Source organism: Variovorax sp. KBS0712 (assembly GCF_006323185.2).
GTDB lineage: Bacteria > Pseudomonadota > Gammaproteobacteria > Burkholderiales > Burkholderiaceae_C > Variovorax > Variovorax boronicumulans.
Window position 1 is genome coordinate 3,248,594 of sequence record NZ_VCCD02000001.1, and the last position, 18,369, is coordinate 3,266,962.

An 18,369-nucleotide genomic window follows, 5' to 3' on the forward strand; every position below is an offset into this window, starting at 1 on the left:
GCCGTGGCTAGAAATTCACCGCCCAAGGTAGACCTCGATCACGCGTTCGTCGGCCTGCACTTCGTCGAGCGTGCCTTGCGCGAGCACGGAGCCATCGCACAGCACGGTCACGATCTCGGAGATGGTGCGGATGAAGCTCATGTCGTGCTCCACCACCATCAACGAATGCTTGCCCTTGAGCGTGAGGAACAGCTCGGCCGTGCGCGCGGTTTCCTCGTCGGTCATGCCGGCCACGGGCTCGTCGAGCAGCAGCAGTTTCGGGTCCTGCATGAGCAGCATGCCGATTTCGAGCCACTGCTTCTGGCCGTGGCTCAGGTTGCCGGCCAGGCGCGACACGCTGTCGGCCAGGTGGATGGTTTCCAGCACCTCGGCCAGGCGGTCACTCTGCGCCGAGTCGAGCCTGAACAGCATCGAGGCGCGCACGCCCTTGTCGGTCTTGAGCGCCAGCTCGAGGTTCTCGAACACGGTGAGGTGCTCGAACACCGTCGGCTTCTGGAACTTGCGGCCGATGCCCAGCTGCGCGATGTCGGCCTCGCGATGGCGCAAGAGGTCGATGGTGCTGCCGAAGAACACGGTGCCCGAGTCGGGCCGGGTCTTGCCGGTGATGATGTCCATCATCGTGGTCTTGCCCGCACCGTTGGGTCCGATGATGCAGCGCAGCTCGCCCGGCGCGATGTCCAGCGAGAGCTTGTTGATGGCCTTGAAGCCGTCGAAGCTCACGCTCACGTCTTCGAGGTACAGGATGCGGCCGTGGGTGACGTCGACTTCGCCCGGCGTGGCGATGCGGCTGAAGCCTGCGGTGCGGCCGCCCGATTCGGTCTGGCCCGTGGCCGCGTGCAGGCCGGCTGCGCGTGCGGCGCGCTCGGCGCCGGCTTCCATCAGGTCGGGCGTCATGCGCGGGCTCCCTTCACGTCGGCGACCAGGGGCGCCTGCACGGTCGCTTCGGGCTCGGCATGCGCGGCGGCGGGCTCGCGCCGCGCTTCCTTTGCGGCCGGCGCTGCGGCCTTCTGCGTCTTCTCGCGCGAGAGCCACTTGCGCACCAACCCCACGATGCCGTTCGGCAGGAACAGCGTGACAGCAATGAACAAGGCGCCCAGGAAGTACAGCCAGTACTCGGGGTAGGCCACGGTGAGCCAGCTCTTGGCGCCGTTGACGATGAAGGCGCCGAGGATCGGACCGATCAGCGTGGCGCGCCCACCGACTGCGGCCCACACGGCGATCTCGATGGAGTTGGCCGCGCTCATCTCGCCCGGGTTGATGATGCCGACCTGCGGCACGTACAGCGCGCCGGCCACGCCGCACATCACGGCGGAGATGACCCAGATCGTGAGCTTGTACGGCAGCGGGTTGTAGCCCGAGAACATCACGCGCGTTTCGGCGTCGCGGATGGCCTGCAGCACGCGGCCGAACTTGCTGCCGATGAGCCACTTGGCGAACAGGAAGAAGCCCAGCAGCGTGAGGCCCGTGAGCGCGAACAGCGTCATGCGCATCTCCTGCGTGGCGATCGGGATGTTCAGGATGCGCTTGAAGTCGGTGAAGCCGTTGTTGCCGCCGAAGCCGGTCTCGTTGCGGAAGAACAGCAGCATGGCGGCGAAGGTCATGGCCTGCGTGATGATCGAGAAGTACACGCCCTTGATGCGCGAGCGGAAGGCGAAGAAGCCGAACACGAAGGCGATGAGGCCGGGCACCGCCACGATCAGCAGCAGCGTCATGCCGAAGCTGCCGCTGAAGGTCCAGTGCCAGGGCAGTTCCTTCCAGTCGAGGAACACCATGAAGTCGGGCAGGTCGCTCTTGTAGTTGCCGTCGCGGCCGATCTGGCGCATGAGGTACATGCCCATCATGTAGCCGCCCAGCGCGAAGAACAGGCCGTGGCCCAGCGACAGGATGCCGGTGTAGCCCCAGATCAGGTCCATGGCCAGCGCGCAGATGGCGTAGCACATGATCTTGCCGACCAGCGCCACGGCGTAGTCGCTCATGTGCAGCGGGCTGTCGGCCGGCACCCACATGTTGAGCACGGGCGCCACGGCGCACACGACGATGAGCGCGACGAAGAAGGCCGTCCAGCCCTTGCCGCTCAGCAGCGGCCCCTTGGTTGGCAATGCGACCTTGCTCATGCTTCTGCGCTCCGGCCCTTCATGGCGAAGATGCCCTGAGGTCTCTTTTGAATGAAGATGATGATGAAGACAAGCACCGCGATCTTCGCGAGCACCGCGCCCGCCCAGCCTTCGATGAACTTGTTGAGAATGCCCAGCCCCAGCGCCGCATACACGGTGCCCGCGAGCTGGCCGACGCCGCCCATCACGACCACCATGAAGCTGTCGACGATGTAGCTCTGGCCCAGGTCGGGGCCGACGTTGCCGATCTGGCTCAGCGCGCAGCCCGCCAGGCCCGCGATGCCGGAGCCGAGCGCGAAGGCGTAGGTGTCGATGCGCGCGGTGTTCACGCCCATGCACGAGGCGATCGGGCGGTTCTGCGTGACGCCGCGCACGAACAAGCCCAGGCGCGTCTTGCCGATGAGCCAGCCCATCGCGAGCAGCACGAGCGCCGCGAAGACGATGATGCAGATGCGGTTCCAGGGCAGCGTGACGTTGCTCAGCATGGTGAAGCCGCCGCTCATCCAGCCGGGGTTTTCGACGCCGACGTTCTGCGCGCCGAAGAGCGATCGCACGAGCTGTTGCAGCATCAGGCTGATGCCCCAGGTGGCGAGCAGCGTCTCGAGCGGCCGGCCGTAGAGGAAGCGGATCACGCCGCGTTCGAGCACCGCGCCCACGAGCGCCGAGGCGAGGAAGGACACAGGAATCGCGGCCACCAGGTACCAGCCGAACGCTGCCTCGGGCATGTACTTCTGGAAGATGCCCTGCATCACGTAGGTGGCGTAGGCGCCGATCATCATCAGCTCGCCGTGCGCCATGTTGATGACGCCCATCAGCCCGTAGGTGATGGCCAGGCCGAGCGCAGCGAGCAGCAGCACCGAGCCCAGGCTGATGCCGCTGAACACGGCGTTGATGCGGTCGCCCCAGACCAGCGCGCCGTCGATGTTGGCGATCGATGCGGTGATGGCCGCCTTCACGTCGGCCTCGGTTTCGTCGGCCAGGCGTTGGTTGAGCAGCAGCTTGGTGTCGGGGCTGCGGTTGTTGCCCAGCTCCTTGGCCGCGGCCAGGCGCTTGGCCTTGTCGGCGCTGGTGAGCAAGCTGGCGGCACGCACGAGTTCAAGCTGCGCCTTGATCTTCGGATTCGTCTCGGCGGCCAGCGCCTTCTCGACCATCGGAATGCGCGATTCGTCGGGCTCCTTGAAGAGCGCCTGCGCGGCTTCGGCACGCACCGCGTCGTCGGTGCTCGTGAGCTTGAGCGCGGCCTGCGCGGCATCGAGCGCGCCGCGCATGAGGTTGTTGTTGACGACGTCTTCGGCGGTGTCGGGCACCTTCAGCTCGGCGCCAGTGACGGGATCGAAGCCCTTGTCGTCCTTCATCACGAAGACCTTGTCTTCGGTGTACTTCACGGCGTCATCGGACATCGCCTGGATGAACGCGGCGGTCTTGTCGTCGGCGGTGAGGACGGCCTTGTTGAGCGCGGCAATGCGGGCTTCGGACTCGCCGGAGGCGATGGCCCGGGCTTCGTCGGCGGTCAGCGCGTGGGCGGCCGATGCTGCGAGGAGCATGGCGGCGAAGGCGCAGTGAAGGGTTCGTCGAAGCATCATGAGATTCGTGTTGCCCCCTCTCCCTTGGGGGAGAGGGTTGGGGTGAGGGCTTGCGGCCTTCAAACAAACACGGCGACCGGATCGACCGCCGTTGCCCTCACCCCCGCCCTCTCCCCGAGGGGAGATGGAGCAAGGCAAGGGACTTGTCGAAGACTTACATCGACTTGCCAGCGGGGTAATCGGGCTTCTTGTCGTTGCCTTCGATGTACGGGCTCCACGGCTTGGCCTTGACCGGGCCCGGCGTCTTCCACACCACGCTGAACTGGCCATCGGCCTTGATCTCGCCGATGAACACGCTCTTGTGCAGGTGATGGTTCTTCTCGTCCATCTTCGAGACGATGCCCGACGGTGCCGTGAAGGTCTGGCCGGCCATCGCGGCGATCACCTTGTCGGTGTCGGTCGACTTGGCCTTCTCCACCGCCTGCTTCCACATGTGGATGCCGATCCAGGTGGCTTCCATCGGGTCGTTGGTGAGCGGCTTGTCCTTGTGGCCGGCGATGTTCTTGGCCTTGGCGTAGTCGCTCCACTGCTTGATGAACGCCGTGTTGGTCGGGTTCTTGATCGACATGAAGTAGTTCCATGCCGCGAGGTGGCCCACGAGCGGCTTGGTGTCCACGCCGCGCAGTTCTTCTTCGCCCACCGAGAAGGCGACGACCGGCACGTCCTTGGCCTTCAGGCCCGCGTTGCCCAGTTCCTTGTAGAAGGGCACGTTGGAGTCGCCGTTGATGGTCGACACCACCGCCGTCTTGCCACCGGCCGAGAACTTCTTGATGTCGGCAACGATGGTCTGGTAGTCGCTGTGGCCGAAGGGGGTGTACTTCTCGTCGATGTCCTTGTCGGCCACGCCCTTGCTCTTGAGGTAGGCGCGCAGGATCTTGTTGGTGGTGCGCGGGTACACGTAGTCGGTGCCCAGCAGCACCCAGCGCTTGGCGCCGCCGCCTTCCTTGCTCATGAGGTAGTCGACGGCCGGAATGGCTTGCTGGTTGGGCGCGGCGCCCGTGTAGAACACGTTCTTCGAAAGCTCTTCACCCTCGTACTGCACGGGGTAGAACAGCAGGCCGTTCATTTCCTCGACCACCGGCAGCACCGACTTGCGCGACACCGAGGTCCAGCAGCCGAAGATCACCGAGACCTTGTCCTGGCCGAGCAGCTGCTTGGTTTTTTCAGCGAAGAGGGGCCAGTTGGAGGCCGGGTCGACCACCACGGGCTCCAGCTGCTTGCCCAGCACGCCGCCCTTCTTGTTGATGTCGTCGATGGCCATCAGCACCGTGTCCTTCAACACGGTTTCCGAGATGGCCATCGTGCCCGACAGCGAGTGCAGCACGCCGACCTTGATGGTGTCGGCAGCAAATGCGGGCGCAGCAGAAATGCTGGCCAGCGCGACGGCGGCGGTGAGCGCCTTGAGTGTGAAACGACGTTGCATGTGGACTCCTGCTCCGGGTGGGTTGAACCTTGTCGACAGCGCGGGGCTGGCGATGGAGAGGAGTCTGCGGAACGCACCACAAAGGGGAAATACGCCGGGTGGCGTACACGGAGGTACTCAGGCGGGTGGCGGGGCCGGGTACTTCACGGCGTTGGCGAGCATCTTGTGCTTCGCCGCCTCGACCGGGTCGATGCCGAGCTTGTCGGCCAGCTGCAGCAGGTAGAGCAGGACGTCCGCGATCTCGGTGCCGATCTGCGCGCGCTCGTCTGCGGGCAGCGCCCGGCTTTGCGCTTCGGTGAGCCATTGAAAATGTTCGAGCAGCTCGGCCGCTTCGACCGACAGCGCGGCGGCGAGGTTCTTGGGGGAGTGAAATTGCTCCCAGTCGCGGGCTTGTGCGAAGTCGCGCAAGGCCTGGGTCAGCGATTGGAGGTCATCGGCCATGGCATTCCTGTAGGGTTGGAAAAACCCATTTTGGGCATTAACATGCCCAAAATGGGTAAATTGAAATCACCGGCACCAGTTGTCGAGAAGTCCGCCAGCCTGGCGGACGCCTTGTTCACGACCACGCAGCAACGCGTGCTGGGCTGTCTCTTCGGGCAGCCGGACCGGAGCTTCTTTTCCAGTGAATTGATCAAGCTTACCGGCGCAGGCTCGGGCGCGGTGCAGCGAGAACTCCAGCAGCTGACCGACAGCGGGCTGCTCACGACGTCGCGTGTCGGGAACCAGAAACACTACCGCGCGAACGCGGACGCACCGATCTTCGAGGAGCTGTGCAGCATCGTGCGCAAGACCTTCGGGCTCGCGGGCCCGTTGCGCGATGCACTGGCGCCCGTGGCCGACAAGATCGAAGCGGCCTTCGTCTTCGGCTCGGTGGCCAAGAAGAGCGACACCGCCGCCAGCGACATCGACCTGCTGCTGATCAGTGAAGAACTTGCCTATTCGGACCTCTTTCTCGCCCTCGACGCCGTCTCGGCGCGCCTCGGCCGTACAGTGAACCCGACCCTGTTCACGAGGAAAGAACTGATGCGAAAACTCAAGGACGGCGAAGCTTTCGCCACCCGCGTCATGGCACAGCCCAAGCTCTGGGTGATTGGCGACGCGCATGCCCTCCCCGCTTGACAACCTGTGCGGCCCGTCGAAACCGCTGACGGCCGAAGCACCCGATGCGCGCGAATTCGCGGGCCTGCTTCGCTCCGGACTGGCTCGCCTGGCCGATGCGCAGGTCACCCAGCTCTCGCTGGAAAGCCGCTTCGATCTGGCCTACAACGCGGCACACGCCTTGTGCCTCGCTGCACTGCGATGGCACGGCTATCGATCGGGCAACCGCTTCATCGTCTTCCAGGTGCTGCCGCACACCCTGGCGCTGGGGCCGGAAGTCTGGCGCGTGCTGGCCAAGGGGCACGAGATCCGCAACCTCGGTGAATACGAAGGCGACATGAATATCGACGAACGCATCGTTCGCGACCTCATCGTCGCCTGTCAGCGCGTGGCCTCGGCGCTGTCCGGTTTGCCCCCGCCTGCCACCACCTGACGCTGTCGCACGCCTGTGCGATGCAACACGGCCACCAGCAAGGCCGTGCCCATCAGGTAGAGCAGCGCGACGCCGAGCGCGCTCGCATGGCCTGCGGCGTCGCCGCCGTGCCCCAACTGCCCATAGAACAGGATCCCCACCAACGCCACCCCCAGCGCATTGCCCGCCTGCTGCACCATCGACAGCACGCCCGACGCCACGCCCGCGTGCTGCGGCGGCAAGCCGGCCAGCACGGTGGACACCAGCGGCGCCATCACCATGCCGAGCCCCGCGCCCTGCACGAACAGCAGCGGCACCATCCACGCCACGACATGTGTGTGCCCCGGCCAGCCAGCCACGTTGGCGCACTGCAGCGCATGCCCCGCCGCGAGCACGAGGGCGCCGAGCGCGATCGGTGGCTTGCCGCAGAAGCGGCGGGCGATGCGGGCGCCGGCCATCGAGGTCGCGAAGAAGCCGACGGCCAGCGCCGTGAAGACGATGCCCGAGTGGAGCGCGCCCAGCCCCATCCCCTGTTGCAGATAGAGCGCGAGCACGAAGTAGAACGAGGCATTGCCCGCATAGAAGGCCAGCGTGGTGAGCAGTCCGGTCAAGAAGCGGCGGTTCGCGAGCAGCACCGGCGCCACCAGCGGTGCGCCGCCGCGTGCCGCGAGGCGGCGCTGCTGCCCGGCGAAGAGGCCCCACAGCGGCACGGCGGCGGCCAGGCACAGCCAGCTCCACAGCGGCCAGCCCTGCTGGCGCCCCTCGACCAGCGGCAGCACCACGGCCACCGAACCGGCCGCGACCAGCGCCATGCCGGCGAGGTCGAGCCGGCTGTCGCCGCGGCCCTGCGCCAGCGGGGGCACCACGCGCGGCGCGAGCACCAGCGCCAGCAGGCCGATCGGCACGTTGATGAGAAAGCAGCTGCGCCAGCCGAGCCCCGCGAGGTCGGCATGGATCAGCGCGCCGCCCACCAGCTGCCCCAGCGTGGCTGCCAGGCCCAGCGTGAGGCCGTAGGCCGCGAAGGCGCGTGTCCGGTCTTCGCCCGTGTAGGCCAGGCCGATCATCGCGAGCACCTGCGGCTGCAGCAACGCGCCGGCCAGGCCCTGCAGCAGGCGCGCGGCCACGAGCAGCCCGGCGTTCGGCGCCACGCCGCAGGCGGCCGAGGCGAGCGTGAACAGCAGCAGGCCGAGCATGAACATGCGACGCCGGCCGAACAGGTCGCCCAGCCGCCCGCCCGTGACCAGGCCCGCGGCGGTGGCCAGGCCGTAGCCCGCGACCACCAGCTGCAGCGTGCCCGCGCTGGCCTGCAGGTCGTGCTGCATCGATGGCAGCGCGACATTGACGATGAAGAAGTCGAGCACCACCAGGAAGGTGCCGCTGAGCATGACCCACAGGCCCAGCCGGCCGGGCACGGCGGACGTGATCGACGGGATGGAAGCGGCGGGGTTCGACGAGGTCATGGCCCCCACTGTCGGCACCGGCGGGCATCGCGGCAATGACCTCCAAGGTCATGCGCACGAGGCTCAGGTGCTCAGCGCCTGTCGAACTGCGCGGACGCAAAGGCCCAGGTCATGCGCGTGGCGTCGGGCCCGAGCGGGTCGCTGAACAGCTGCCCCCGCGACCCGCCGCTCCACGAGTGGCCAAGCCCCGCGATCTCGCACAGCGTGACCAGCGTGCGGCCCTGGCGCTTGAAGTCGGTCACGCGCATGGCGCGGCGCTGGCCGCGTTGCAGGTCGCGCGCCATGCCGGCGTGCGCGCCCACGGCGGTGGCCCAGACGGCCGCGCTGCTCATGGCATTGCTGGGCGCCACCACGGCGTCGGCGTCGCCGTGCAGCACCAGCATCGGCGGCAGCGTCGTGAAGACGGCCGCCGCGCCCATGGCCTTGCCGACCGCGGTGACGGGCATCGGCGGCACGTGCTGTCCGCGCATGGCGCCGAGCGCGGTGGCCGACGACTTCGCGGCGCCGGGCGCCACGCCCGAGTGCATGACCACCGCGCGAAAGCGGTTCGGGTAGCGCGTGGCCAGCAGCGCCGCCATGCTCGCGCCCGCCGACAGGCCGGCCACGGCCACGCGGTCGCGGTCGACGGGGTACAGCATGCAGGCCTGGTCGACGGCGGCCATCAGCGTGGCGGCCTCGGCGTCGGCCTTGCCGGAGCGGCGCTCGTACCAGTTCCAGCAGCCCTGCGGATGAGCGATGCGGTCCTGCTCGGGGTAGAGCACGAGAAAGCGCTGGCGCACGGCAAGCGCGTTCATGCGCGTGCTGGCCGCGAAGTCGCGACCGGTCTGGCCGCAGCCGTGCAGCATGACCATGAGCGGGAGTTTCTCGCCGGGCTGCAGCACCAGGTCGGCCGGACGGAACAGGTGATAGCCGCGCGCCCCGCCCGCACCCATCGCCATGCCACTGATCCAGTCGCCCTTGCCGGGCGGCGGCTTGAGCCGCTTGGCGGTCGCGCGTTGCACCTGGCCGGCCACGCGCTTGCCGTTGCTCAGCGTGAGCTTGGTGAGCGCCTTCAGGTTGCGCTCATAGGCGCGGGCGAAGAAAGAAGCGGTGGAGCGACGGGCCATGGCGCAGTGTGCAGGCAAAGCGCCGGGCGGCCAAACGGCCGCGAAGGCCTCAGTAGATTTCCGGGACGATCATGCTGGCAGGGACGGGCTGGCGCAGGTAGTCGTCATGCCGCTCGCGCGCCGGCAGCTCGACCGGCGCGTGCGCCACCTCCTGGTAGGGCAGCTGGCCCAGCAGGTGGCTGATGCAGTTCAGGCGCGCCTTCTTCTTGTCGACGGCCTGCACCACCCACCACGGCGCCTCGGGGATGTGGGTGCGCTCCAGCATGATCTCTTTCGCCTTGGTGTATTCCTCCCAGCGGCGGCGGCTTTCGAGGTCCATGGGGCTGAGCTTCCACTGCTTGAGCGGGTCGTGGATGCGGCCCAGGAAGCGCATGTGCTGCTCGTCGTCGGTGATGGAGAACCAGTACTTGATGACCTTGATGCCCGAGCGCACGAGCATCTTCTCGAACTCGGGCACGGTGCGGAAGAACTCCTCGTACTCGTCGTCGCTGCAGAAACCCATCACGCGCTCGACGCCGGCGCGGTTGTACCAGCTGCGGTCGAACAGCACCATCTCGCCGGCGGCCGGCAGGTGCGCCACGTAGCGCTGGAAGTACCACTGGGTGCGTTCGCGGTCGTTGGGCGCGGGCAGCGCGGCCACGCGGGCCACGCGCGGGTTCAGGCGCTGGGTGATGCGCTTGATGACACCGCCCTTGCCCGCCGCGTCGCGGCCTTCGAAAAGGATGACCACCTTCTGCTTGCTGTGCTGCACCCAGTCCTGCAGCTTGACCAGCTCGCCCTGCAGGCGAAAGAGTTCCTTGAAGTAGGCCTGGCGCGCCGCCTTGTCGGACACGGAAGACGCGGCCGATGCGGGGTCGAGCCCGTCGAGGTTGCGGTCTTCGATCTCCAGTTCGAGCTCTTCGTCGTAGCTGTCGATCAGGTCGCGGGCGATGCGTTGCATCAGGTCTTCGTGGTCGGGAAGTGCGCTCGTCAGCATGATGAAAAGGGGCAAGAGTGGCGGGTAGACAAAAAGCATGCTGCACCCGCCGCATGACGGCGGCGTGACGGTTTTGCGGCTGTTTTCTGTAAGCCGACACGCCGTTGTCACATGGCACGAACACCATCCGGGGCACGCCGGCAGCCCGCCAAACGGGCGTCTGCCTGTTCACATGTCTTTTCTGACCACGCACCTTGTCGGTATTTCATGACCTCGCCGCGCAGTCCTATGGCGGCGACGAAGCCGGGCTGATCTGCGGCTACCTGTTCGACGCCGCGGCGCCGGAACCCGCGCGGGCGATCGATTCGGCGCAGGCCGCCGCGTGGCTGGCGGATGCCGGCCAGCTCGGCGACAGCAACGCCTACGTGTGGCTGCACTTCAACCTGAGCCATGCGCACGCCGAACGCTGGCTGGTGCGGCACGCGGCGCTGTCGGACACTTTCTACGAGACGCTGCACGAAGGCCTGCCCTCCACGCGCATCGAGCGCGCCGACGACTCGCTGATCGCGGTCATCAACGACGTGCACTTCGAGTTCAGCTTCGAGCCCTCGGACATTTCGACGCTGTGGATCAGCGTCGGCCCGCGCCTGGTGGTCACGGCGCGCACCAAGCCGCTGCGTTCGGTCGACGCGCTGCGCACGGCCGTGAAGGCGGGCGAGGCGCCGCGCTCGAGCACCGAGCTGCTCGAGCACCTGCTGCGCGCGCAGGCCGACGTGCTGGTGAAGATCGTGCGCGGCGTCACCTCGCGCATCGACCGCATCGAGGACGAGCTGCTGGCCGGCCGCCTGGACCACAAGCGCGCGCGCCTGGGCGTGCTGCGCCGGCTGCTGGTGCGGTTGCAGCGGCTGCTGGCGCCCGAGCCGGCCGCGCTGTTCCGCCTGCTGCAGGGCCCGCCGGCCTGGATGGCCGAGCCCGACGTGCAGGAGCTGCGCGGCTCGACCGAGGAGTTCTCGGTGGTGCTGCGCGACATGCAGGCGCTGCAGGAGCGCATCAAGCTGCTGCAGGAAGAAATCGCCGCCAACGTCAACGAGGACAACAACCGCAGCCTGTTCGTGCTGACGGTGGTCACGGTGCTGGCGCTGCCGATCAACATCCTGGCCGGCCTGTTCGGCATGAACGTGGGCGGCATCCCGCTGGCGGAGCACAAGCACGGGTTCTGGATCGTGGTGGCGATCGTCGCCACCTTCACCGCCGTGGCCGCCTGGACGGCGTTTCGCAAGAAGCGCTGAGGCGCGCCCGCGCTCAATCCGACGGCAGCGGCGCGGTAGCCGCGTCCTGCATGCATTGCAGGAAGACGCGCGTGGGCGTGTTCATCGCCTCGCTGCGCAGGCGGAAGGCGCACATGGGGCCGCGCAGCAGTTCGCCCCGCATGGCGATGCGGCGCACGAGCCCGCGCCGCTCGAAGTCTTCGGCGTAGTGGTTGGCGGTGGCCCACAGCAGGCCCGAGCTGCGCACGAGGTGCAGCGCGAGCGGGGCCGAGTCGGCCTGGATGTCGGCCGGATGCGGCCCGCCCGGGCGGCGGTGCACCGACAGCATGCGGTCCAGCTTGGGCCGCAGCGGCGTGCGGTGCGGCGGCAGCACCCAGCGCTCGTTGGCGGCCTCGGCCCAGGTCGGCGCGCGCTTGAGCGCCAGCCGGTGCCGCGGCGCCGCCACGATGCTGCTGAACTCCTCGTACAGCGGCGTGACCTCGACGCGGTTGAGGTCGACCGTCCACTCCGCGTGCGCGAGCATGAGGTCGATGCGCCCGTCCTGCAGCGCGGCGTGCAGGTCCTCGATCTCCAGCGTCTGCACCATCGGGCGCACGTGGGGCAGCATCTGCGAGGCCTGCAGCAGCGCGGCCGCGAGCCGCTGCGCCGAGAACACCGGCAGCACGCCCAGGCGCAGCTCGCCGCTCACGCCCACGCGCAGGTCGCGCAGCGACTCCTCGGCCAGCATGAGCTCGCCCAGCACGCGGTCGGCATGCCGGACCATGCTCAGCCCCGCCGCCGTGGGCGCGATGCGCTTGGTGGTGCGCTCGAACAGGCGCACCTGCAGCGTGGCCTCGAGCTGGGCCAGCGTGCGCGACAACGCGGGCTGGGTGGTGTTGAGCAGCTCGGCCGACTTGCTCAGGCTGAGCGTGCGGCCCAGCTGGCTGAGCAGCCGCAGCTGGCGCAGCGTGAGGTTTCGTTCCAGGAAGGAGGCCATGGTCATTTATATCGGCAACGGTATGAGTACGCTCGGATTTCTCATTTGTCGCCCTCCCCCGGCCTGCCCAGAATCCGCCCACCGCCCTGGCACCCCGGAGACCCGCGATGACCGAACCGACGAAGCGATTTCTTTGCGCCGCCCTCATGGCTGCCGCCTTGCTGGCCGGCCTGCTGCCCGCCGGCGCCGCGGCCCAGGCGTACCCGTCCAGGCCCGTGCGCCTGATCGTGCCGTGGGCGCCCGGCACGCCGGCGGACGTGGCGGGCCGCGTGGTGGCCGAACGCATGGCAGGCGGACTGGGCCAGACCGTGTTCGTCGAGAACCGGCCGGGCGCGGCCGGCACCGTGGGCCTGGGCGAGGTGCTGCGCCAGCCGGCCGACGGCTACACCGTCTACATGCTGTCGTCGGCCTCGCTGGTGGCGCCGCTGCTGTTCCCGGGCCAGTCGCTGGACCTGCTCAAGAGCCTGGAGCCGGTCGGCATGACGGCCTGGAGCTACAACGTGCTGGTGGCGCCCGCCGCCTCGGCGCTGGGCTCGCCGCGCGAGCTGGAGGCCGCGGCCAAGGCCCGGCCGGGCACGCTGAGCTTCGGCTCCGGCGGCAACGGCACGCCGGCGCACCTGGCCGGCGCGCTGTTCGCCCAGCAGACCGGCAGCCAGCTCACGCACGTGCCGTACAACCAGTTCCCGATGGCGGTGGGCGACCTGCTGGCCGGGCGCCTGGACACCATGTTCCTGACCGCGTCGGCGGCGCTGCCCCACATCCAGGTCGGCAAGCTGCGCGCGCTCGCGGTGACCGGCGCGCAACGCCTGCCGGCCCTGCCCGCCGTGCCCACGATGATCGAGCAGGGCTACGCGGGCTTCGAGCTGCGCTCCTTCGACGGCATGACGGTGCGCAGCGGCACGCCGCGCGAGATCGTCGAGCGGCTCAGTGATGCGCTCGCCAAGGCGCTGGCCGCGCCCGAGGTGCGCGAGCGCCTGGCCGCGCTGGCGCTCGAGCCGGAGCCGATGACGCCGGCGCGCTTTCGCACCGTGCTGGCGGCCGAGTCGGACAAGTGGCTGCGCCTGGGCCGCGGCGCCGGCATCAAGGCCGACTGAGCACGCGCGATGCAGGCAGACATCGTGATCGTCGGGGGCGGCTCGGCGGGCTGTGTGCTGGCCGCCCGCCTGAGCGAAGACCCCGCGCTGCAGGTGGTGCTGGTCGAGGCGGGACAGCCCTCGCGCAACCCCTGGCTGCGCATTCCCATCGGCTATTTCAAGACGGTCGGCCACCCCCGGCACGACTGGTGCTTCGAAACCGACCCCGAGCCCGACATGGCGCAGCGCCGCCTGCCCTGGCCGCGCGGGCGGGGGCCGGGCGGCTCCAGCCTCATCAACGGCATGCTGTACCTGCGCGGCCACCGCGCCGACTACGACCAGTGGGCCGCCCTGGGCAACCCGGGCTGGGACTGGGACAGCGTGCGCCCCTACTTCGACCGGTCGCAGCCCGCGGCCGACGGGCCGCTGTGGGTGTCCGCGCTGCCGCGCGATGCGCTGTCCGATGCCTTCATCGCCGCGGCGGCGCATGCCGGCATCGCGCCCACGGCCGACTTCAACGGTGGCGACAACAGCGGCGCCGGCTACTTCCGGATGACGACGCGCCACGGCCGGCGCATGGATACCGGACGGGCCTTCCTGGCGCCGGCGCGGGGCCGACCCAACCTGCGCGTGCTGTCGGGCGCGCAGGCGACCCGCGTGTGCTTCGAGGGGCGGCGCGCCGTCGGCGTCGAGTGCGTGCGCGACGGCAAGGCCGAACGCGTCTCGGCGCGGCACGAGGTGATCCTGAGCGCCGGCGCCATCCAGTCGCCGCAGCTGCTGCAGCTCTCGGGCGTGGGGCCGGCCGGGATGCTGGGCCGCCTGGGCCTGCCGGTGGTGGCGCCGCTCGAGGGCGTGGGCCGCAACCTGCAGGACCACCTGCAGGCGCGGCCCAGCTACCGCTGCCACGGCATCGAGACGCTCAACGACATCGCCCACAGCCGCTGGCGCAGCGCGCGCGAGTTCATGCGCTACCTGCTGACGCGCGGCGGCGCGCTGAACGGCGGCGTCTACCGCGCCGGCGCCTTCTTTGCGGCGGGCGACGACGCCGCGGGGTGGCCCGATGCGCAGATCCACTTCGGGCTGGTGAGCTTCGAACGGCCGCACCAGCCGCCGCACCCGTTCCCGGGCGTGACGCTGTCGGCCTGCCTGCTGCGCCCGCACAGCCGCGGCGAGATCATGCTGCGCTCGGCCGATCCGCTGGCGGCGCCGTCGATCCAGCCGCGCTACCTGTCGCACGAAGCCGACCGCGCGCTGGCCGTGCGGCTGGTGCGCAAGATGCGCGAGATCGCCGCCGCGCCGCCGCTGGCGCGCTACCTGGCGCAGGAGCACGAGCCCGGGCCCGCGTTGGCCAGCGACACGCAGCTGCTGGACTGGGTGCGCCGCCGCGGCGGCAGCATCTTCCATCCGGTGGGCACCTGCGCCATGGGCCCCGCCGACGATGCCGCCGCGGTGGTCGATGCCCGCCTGCGGGTCCACGGCCTGCAGGGGCTGCGCGTGGTGGACGGCTCGGTGATGCCGCGGCTGGTGTCGGGCAACACGAACGCGCCGATCATCATGATCGCCGAGCGCGCCGCCGACCTCGTCAAGCACGACCTGCGCGCCTGAGCGGCCACGCACTGCCTTGCGGGACGGCACGCGCCAAGCCGCTTGGGCGATGAGGTTAATGCTATTTATCTAGTAGCAACGCGAAGCATCCACACGCCGGTGTCGGCGGGCGAGAGCGCCTAGAATCGGCCGGTGTCTTCTACTCTCAATGCCGATCTTCACTGCCACTCCGTGGTCTCCGACGGCACATTGACGCCCGAAGCGCTGGCCGCCCGCGCCGCCGCCAACGGGGTCGAGCTCTGGGCCCTCACCGACCACGACGAGGTCGGCGGCCAGCACCGCGCCGCTGCTGCGGCGCGCGAAAACGGCATGCGCTACCTCACGGGCACCGAGATCTCGGTGACCTTCGCGAACGAAACCGTGCACATCGTCGGCCTGGGCTTCGACCCCGACGACGCCGCCATGTCGCAGGGCCTGTACGACACGCGCGGCGGCCGCGGCAAGCGCGCGCAGGAAATGTCCGAGGGGCTGGCCAAGGTCGGCATCCACGGCGCCTACGAAGGCGCACTCAAGTTCGTCGGCAACCCCGAACTCATTTCGCGCACGCACTTCGCGCGCTTCCTGGTCGAGCAGGGCCACTGCCGCGACACCCCCGAGGTGTTCCGCAAGTTCCTCACCGAAGGCAAGCCCGGCTACGTGCCGCACCGCTGGGCCTCGCTGAAGGACGCCGTGCACTGGATCACCGCCGCCAAGGGCATGGCCGTGATCGCGCACCCGGGCCGCTACAAGTTCACGGCCAACGAGGAGTACGCGCTGTTCCTCGAATTCAAGGCGCACGGCGGCCAGGCGATCGAGGTCGTCACGGGCAGCCACACGCCGGCCGAGTTCGTCGAGTACGCCGACAAGGCGCTCGAGTTCGATTTCGCCGCCTCGCGCGGCAGCGATTTCCACAGCCCCGACGAGAGCCACTGCGATCTCGGCAAGCTGCCACCGTTGCCCGGCAGCCTCACGCCGGTGTGGGAACTGCTCGGCCACCGCATCCAGCAGTGAGCCAGAGCCCCGGGCCCGGCATCGACAACGCGGCCAGCGCCGCGCTCGCCCAGGCACGCGCCGCGGCGCACACCCGCCGCCGCACCGAATCCGAACGCATCCTGGCAGGCATCGGGCTGGTCATCCTCGCGGTGGCCTGCTTCGCCACGCTCGACACCGCCACCAAGTACTCGACCCTGGCCGTGCCGATCCTCATGGGCGTGTGGTTCCGCTATGCCTTCCAGGCCGTGGCCACCACGCTGGTGCTGCTGCCGCTGCGCGGCACGGCCCTGCTGCGTACGCAGCACCCGCGCTACCAGGCGCTGCGCGGGGCGCTGCTGCTGGGCTCGAGCCTCTTTGCCTTTTTGAGCCTGCGCTACATGCCGCTGGCCGAGTTCACGTCGATCGTGCTGATCGCGCCGCTGGTGATCACGCTGCTGGCCGCCACCACGCTCAAGGAGCAGGTGTCGCCGCTGCGCTGGACGCTGGTGGCGGGCGGCTTCATCGGCACGCTGGTCATCCTGCGACCGGGCGGCGGCAGCTTCAGCTGGGCCGTACTGCTGCCGCTGGGGCTGGTGCTGACCAACGCCTGGTTCCAGGTGCTCACCAGCAAGCTCGCGCAGACCGAGAACCCGCTGACCATGCACTTCTACACGGGCTGGGTCGGCACGCTGCTGGCCTCGGTGGCCGTGCCCTTCGCCTGGACCGCCCTGCCCTCGTGGGAATGGTGGGCGCTGCTGTGCCTCATGGGTTTCATGGGCACGGTGGGACACTTCATGCTGATCCTGGCCTACCAGCGCGCGCCGGCCTCCACCCTCACCCCGTACCTGTACGCGCAGATCGCCTTCGCGATGCTGGGCGGCTGGCTCATCTTTTCCCACGTGCCCGACCGCTTCTCGCTGATCGGCATGGCGATGATCGCCGTGTGCGGCGCCGCCGGCGCGTGGCTCACCGTGCGCGAGCGGCGCGTGCCGATCGAGCCTGCGGAATCCTGATCAGGAGCAATTCACCATGGCCCAGTACTTCGAAGTCCACCCCGAGAACCCCCAGCAGCGCCTGCTGAAGCAGGCCGTGGCGCTGCTCGCGCGCGGCGAAGTCGTGGCGGTGCCCACCGACTCCAGCTACGCGCTGGCCTGCCACCTGGACGACAAGGACGCGGTCGACCAGCTGCGCCGCATCCGCCAGGTCGACGAGAAGCACCACCTCACGCTGCTGTGCCGCGACCTGAGCGAGCTGGCCAACTACGCGCGCGTCGACAACAAGCAGTACCGCCTGCTGAAGGCCGCCACGCCCGGCCCCTACACCTTCCTGCTCGAAGCCACCAAGGAAGTGCCGCGCCGCGTGAGCCATCCGCAGCGCAAGACCATCGGCCTGCGCGTGCCCGACCACAAGGTGCTGCTGGAGCTGCTGGAACTGCACGGCGCGCCACTGCTGGCCACCACCCTCATCGCGCCCGGCGAGACCGAAGCGCTGAACGACGCGCAGGAAATCCGGGAGCGCTTCGAGAAGCAGATCGGCGCCGTCATCGACGCCGGCGCCTGCCCGTCGCAGCCGACCACCGTGGTCGACCTCACGCCCATGGGCTCGGGCGACGACCCGGTCGTGGTGCGCCAGGGCCGGGGTGCGCTCGCGGTGCTTGGCCTCTGACGAACGGCTCGGCCGCCCCATTCCTCTCTGACACAATCGCGCAGTGGATATTTCCAATCTGATACAGACGGTTCTGATTTACGCACTGCCGGTGATCTTCGCGATCACCGTGCACGAAGCGGCGCATGGCTACGTGGCACGCCACTTCGGGGACAACACCGCGGCCATGATGGGCCGCGTGACGCTCAACCCCATGAAGCACATCGACCCCATCGGGACCATCCTGATGCCGCTGATGCTGTACTTCGCGACCTCGGGCGCCTTCCTGTTCGGCTATGCCAAGCCGGTGCCGGTCAACTTCAACCGCCTGCGCCATCCCAAGCGCGACATGGTGTGGGTCGCACTCGCGGGCCCGGCCTCCAACTTCATCCAGGCCATCCTGTGGGCCGTGCTGCTCATCGTGATCGTCGCGGCCGGCGTCAGTGAAACCTTTTTCATCAAGATGTGCCAGGGCGGCGTGCTGGTCAACCTCGTGATGTGGGCCTTCAACCTGTTCCCGCTGCCCCCGCTCGACGGCGGCCGCGTGCTGGCCGGCCTGCTGCCCAGCGGCCCGGCGCAGAATTTCCTGGCGCGCATCGAGCCCTACGGCTTCTTCATCGTGATGGCGCTGGTGCTCGCCGGCATCGTCAGCAACTACTGGCTGCGCCCGCTGATGGATGCCGGCTACTTCGTGGTCAACCTGCTCATCACGCCGCTCAAGGCAATGCTGCTCTAAGTTT

The 18,369-nt window shown here is 68.8% G+C and carries 18 protein-coding genes; 9 read left to right on the forward strand and 9 right to left on the reverse strand.

Annotation, left to right across the window (positions count from 1 at the left end; translation table 11 throughout):
* Positions 1-15: 15 nt before the first annotated feature.
* The 5 genes from urtD to FFI97_RS15070 all read right to left on the reverse strand — a co-directional run bounded on the left by urtD (position 16) and on the right by FFI97_RS15070 (position 5,561).
* Positions 16-894, reverse strand: coding sequence for an urea ABC transporter ATP-binding protein UrtD (urtD, locus tag FFI97_RS15050; RefSeq protein WP_139702780.1), 879 nt, complete (start codon positions 892-894; stop codon positions 16-18).
* The gene (gene urtC / locus FFI97_RS15055; protein WP_139702781.1) at positions 891-2,114 is read right to left on the reverse strand and encodes an urea ABC transporter permease subunit UrtC; all 1,224 of its coding nucleotides are present in this window, start codon (positions 2,112-2,114) and stop codon (positions 891-893) included. The genes urtD and urtC overlap by 4 nt, the downstream gene beginning before the upstream one ends.
* Positions 2,111-3,658 (reverse strand): urea ABC transporter permease subunit UrtB, encoded by a 1,548-nt coding sequence (urtB, locus tag FFI97_RS15060; RefSeq protein WP_139702782.1) that lies wholly within the window; start codon positions 3,656-3,658, stop codon positions 2,111-2,113. Before urtB ends, urtC begins: the two co-directional genes overlap by 4 nt.
* Before the next feature lie 193 nt (positions 3,659-3,851).
* Positions 3,852-5,120 carry an urea ABC transporter substrate-binding protein gene (gene urtA, locus FFI97_RS15065; protein ID WP_013543023.1) on the reverse strand — a complete coding sequence of 423 codons (1,269 nt, stop codon included), beginning with the start codon at positions 5,118-5,120 and terminating at the stop codon, positions 3,852-3,854.
* Between the two features lie 117 nt (positions 5,121-5,237).
* Entirely contained in the window at positions 5,238-5,561 is a 324-nt protein-coding gene (locus tag FFI97_RS15070) for a nucleotide pyrophosphohydrolase (protein ID WP_139702783.1), read from the reverse strand.
* Here FFI97_RS15070 and FFI97_RS15075 point away from each other — a divergent pair.
* Positions 5,544-6,239, forward strand: coding sequence for a nucleotidyltransferase domain-containing protein (locus FFI97_RS15075; protein WP_260685005.1), 696 nt, complete (start codon positions 5,544-5,546; stop codon positions 6,237-6,239). The genes FFI97_RS15070 and FFI97_RS15075 overlap by 18 nt on opposite strands.
* Entirely contained in the window at positions 6,223-6,651 is a 429-nt protein-coding gene (locus FFI97_RS15080; protein ID WP_139702788.1) for a hypothetical protein, read from the forward strand. Before FFI97_RS15075 ends, FFI97_RS15080 begins: the two co-directional genes overlap by 17 nt.
* On the opposite strand, the gene FFI97_RS15085 is transcribed toward FFI97_RS15080, so the two are convergent.
* The 3 genes from FFI97_RS15085 to ppk2 form a co-directional block, all read right to left on the reverse strand.
* On the reverse strand, positions 6,600-8,090 hold the full coding sequence (locus FFI97_RS15085) for an MFS transporter (protein ID WP_144004457.1): 1,491 nt from the start codon (positions 8,088-8,090) through the stop codon (positions 6,600-6,602). The genes FFI97_RS15080 and FFI97_RS15085 overlap by 52 nt on opposite strands.
* 71 nt (positions 8,091-8,161) lie before the next feature.
* Positions 8,162-9,196 (reverse strand): alpha/beta hydrolase family esterase, encoded by a 1,035-nt coding sequence (locus tag FFI97_RS15090; protein ID WP_139706974.1) that lies wholly within the window; start codon positions 9,194-9,196, stop codon positions 8,162-8,164.
* A 49-nt stretch (positions 9,197-9,245) separates the two neighbouring features.
* Positions 9,246-10,172 (reverse strand): polyphosphate kinase 2, encoded by a 927-nt coding sequence (gene ppk2, locus FFI97_RS15095; protein WP_174254434.1) that lies wholly within the window; start codon positions 10,170-10,172, stop codon positions 9,246-9,248.
* Between the two features lie 194 nt (positions 10,173-10,366).
* On the opposite strand from ppk2, the gene FFI97_RS15100 reads away from it, so the two are divergent.
* Entirely contained in the window at positions 10,367-11,401 is a 1,035-nt protein-coding gene (locus tag FFI97_RS15100; RefSeq protein ID WP_144004458.1) for a transporter, read from the forward strand.
* Between the two features lie 13 nt (positions 11,402-11,414).
* Here the strand turns inward: FFI97_RS15100 and FFI97_RS15105 are convergent, their stop codons facing one another.
* Positions 11,415-12,356 (reverse strand): LysR family transcriptional regulator, encoded by a 942-nt coding sequence (locus tag FFI97_RS15105; protein ID WP_185993615.1) that lies wholly within the window; start codon positions 12,354-12,356, stop codon positions 11,415-11,417.
* Positions 12,357-12,463: 107 nt separating this feature from the next.
* On the opposite strand from FFI97_RS15105, the gene FFI97_RS15110 reads away from it, so the two are divergent.
* From FFI97_RS15110 to FFI97_RS15135, 6 genes are all read left to right on the forward strand, one after another.
* On the forward strand, positions 12,464-13,450 hold the full coding sequence (locus FFI97_RS15110; protein WP_139706395.1) for a Bug family tripartite tricarboxylate transporter substrate binding protein: 987 nt from the start codon (positions 12,464-12,466) through the stop codon (positions 13,448-13,450).
* A 9-nt stretch (positions 13,451-13,459) separates the two neighbouring features.
* The gene (locus FFI97_RS15115) at positions 13,460-15,034 is read left to right on the forward strand and encodes a GMC family oxidoreductase (RefSeq protein WP_139706397.1); all 1,575 of its coding nucleotides are present in this window, start codon (positions 13,460-13,462) and stop codon (positions 15,032-15,034) included.
* A gap of 132 nt (positions 15,035-15,166) precedes the next feature.
* The gene (locus FFI97_RS15120) at positions 15,167-16,024 is read left to right on the forward strand and encodes a 3',5'-nucleoside bisphosphate phosphatase (RefSeq protein ID WP_062482136.1); all 858 of its coding nucleotides are present in this window, start codon (positions 15,167-15,169) and stop codon (positions 16,022-16,024) included.
* Positions 16,021-16,998, forward strand: coding sequence for a DMT family transporter (locus tag FFI97_RS15125; protein ID WP_139706399.1), 978 nt, complete (start codon positions 16,021-16,023; stop codon positions 16,996-16,998). The genes FFI97_RS15120 and FFI97_RS15125 overlap by 4 nt, the downstream gene beginning before the upstream one ends.
* Positions 16,999-17,014: 16 nt before the next feature.
* On the forward strand, positions 17,015-17,650 hold the full coding sequence (locus FFI97_RS15130) for an L-threonylcarbamoyladenylate synthase (protein WP_139706401.1): 636 nt from the start codon (positions 17,015-17,017) through the stop codon (positions 17,648-17,650).
* A 43-nt stretch (positions 17,651-17,693) separates the two neighbouring features.
* Positions 17,694-18,365: a site-2 protease family protein gene (locus FFI97_RS15135; RefSeq protein WP_062482125.1), complete on the forward strand. Its 672-nt coding sequence runs from the start codon at positions 17,694-17,696 to the stop codon at positions 18,363-18,365.
* Positions 18,366-18,369 lie beyond the last annotated feature (4 nt).

What these genes read in the sequence shown, in the direction of transcription:
- urtD (WP_139702780.1), bottom strand. Translation starts at nt 894, where the DNA reads ATGACGCCCGACCTGATGGAAGCCGGCGCCGAGCGCGCCGCACGCGCA.
- urtC (WP_139702781.1), bottom strand. Translation starts at nt 2,114, where the DNA reads ATGAGCAAGGTCGCATTGCCAACCAAGGGGCCGCTGCTGAGCGGCAAG.
- urtB (WP_139702782.1), bottom strand. Translation starts at nt 3,658, where the DNA reads ATGCTCCTCGCAGCATCGGCCGCCCACGCGCTGACCGCCGACGAAGCC.
- urtA (WP_013543023.1), bottom strand. Translation starts at nt 5,120, where the DNA reads ATGCAACGTCGTTTCACACTCAAGGCGCTCACCGCCGCCGTCGCGCTG.
- FFI97_RS15070 (WP_139702783.1), bottom strand. Translation starts at nt 5,561, where the DNA reads ATGGCCGATGACCTCCAATCGCTGACCCAGGCCTTGCGCGACTTCGCA.
- FFI97_RS15080 (WP_139702788.1), top strand. Translation starts at nt 6,223, where the DNA reads ATGCCCTCCCCGCTTGACAACCTGTGCGGCCCGTCGAAACCGCTGACG.
- FFI97_RS15085 (WP_144004457.1), bottom strand. Translation starts at nt 8,090, where the DNA reads ATGACCTCGTCGAACCCCGCCGCTTCCATCCCGTCGATCACGTCCGCC.
- FFI97_RS15090 (WP_139706974.1), bottom strand. Translation starts at nt 9,196, where the DNA reads ATGGCCCGTCGCTCCACCGCTTCTTTCTTCGCCCGCGCCTATGAGCGC.
- ppk2 (WP_174254434.1), bottom strand. Translation starts at nt 10,172, where the DNA reads ATGCTGACGAGCGCACTTCCCGACCACGAAGACCTGATGCAACGCATC.
- FFI97_RS15105 (WP_185993615.1), bottom strand. Translation starts at nt 12,356, where the DNA reads ATGGCCTCCTTCCTGGAACGAAACCTCACGCTGCGCCAGCTGCGGCTG.
- FFI97_RS15110 (WP_139706395.1), top strand. Translation starts at nt 12,464, where the DNA reads ATGACCGAACCGACGAAGCGATTTCTTTGCGCCGCCCTCATGGCTGCC.
- FFI97_RS15115 (WP_139706397.1), top strand. Translation starts at nt 13,460, where the DNA reads ATGCAGGCAGACATCGTGATCGTCGGGGGCGGCTCGGCGGGCTGTGTG.
- FFI97_RS15130 (WP_139706401.1), top strand. Translation starts at nt 17,015, where the DNA reads ATGGCCCAGTACTTCGAAGTCCACCCCGAGAACCCCCAGCAGCGCCTG.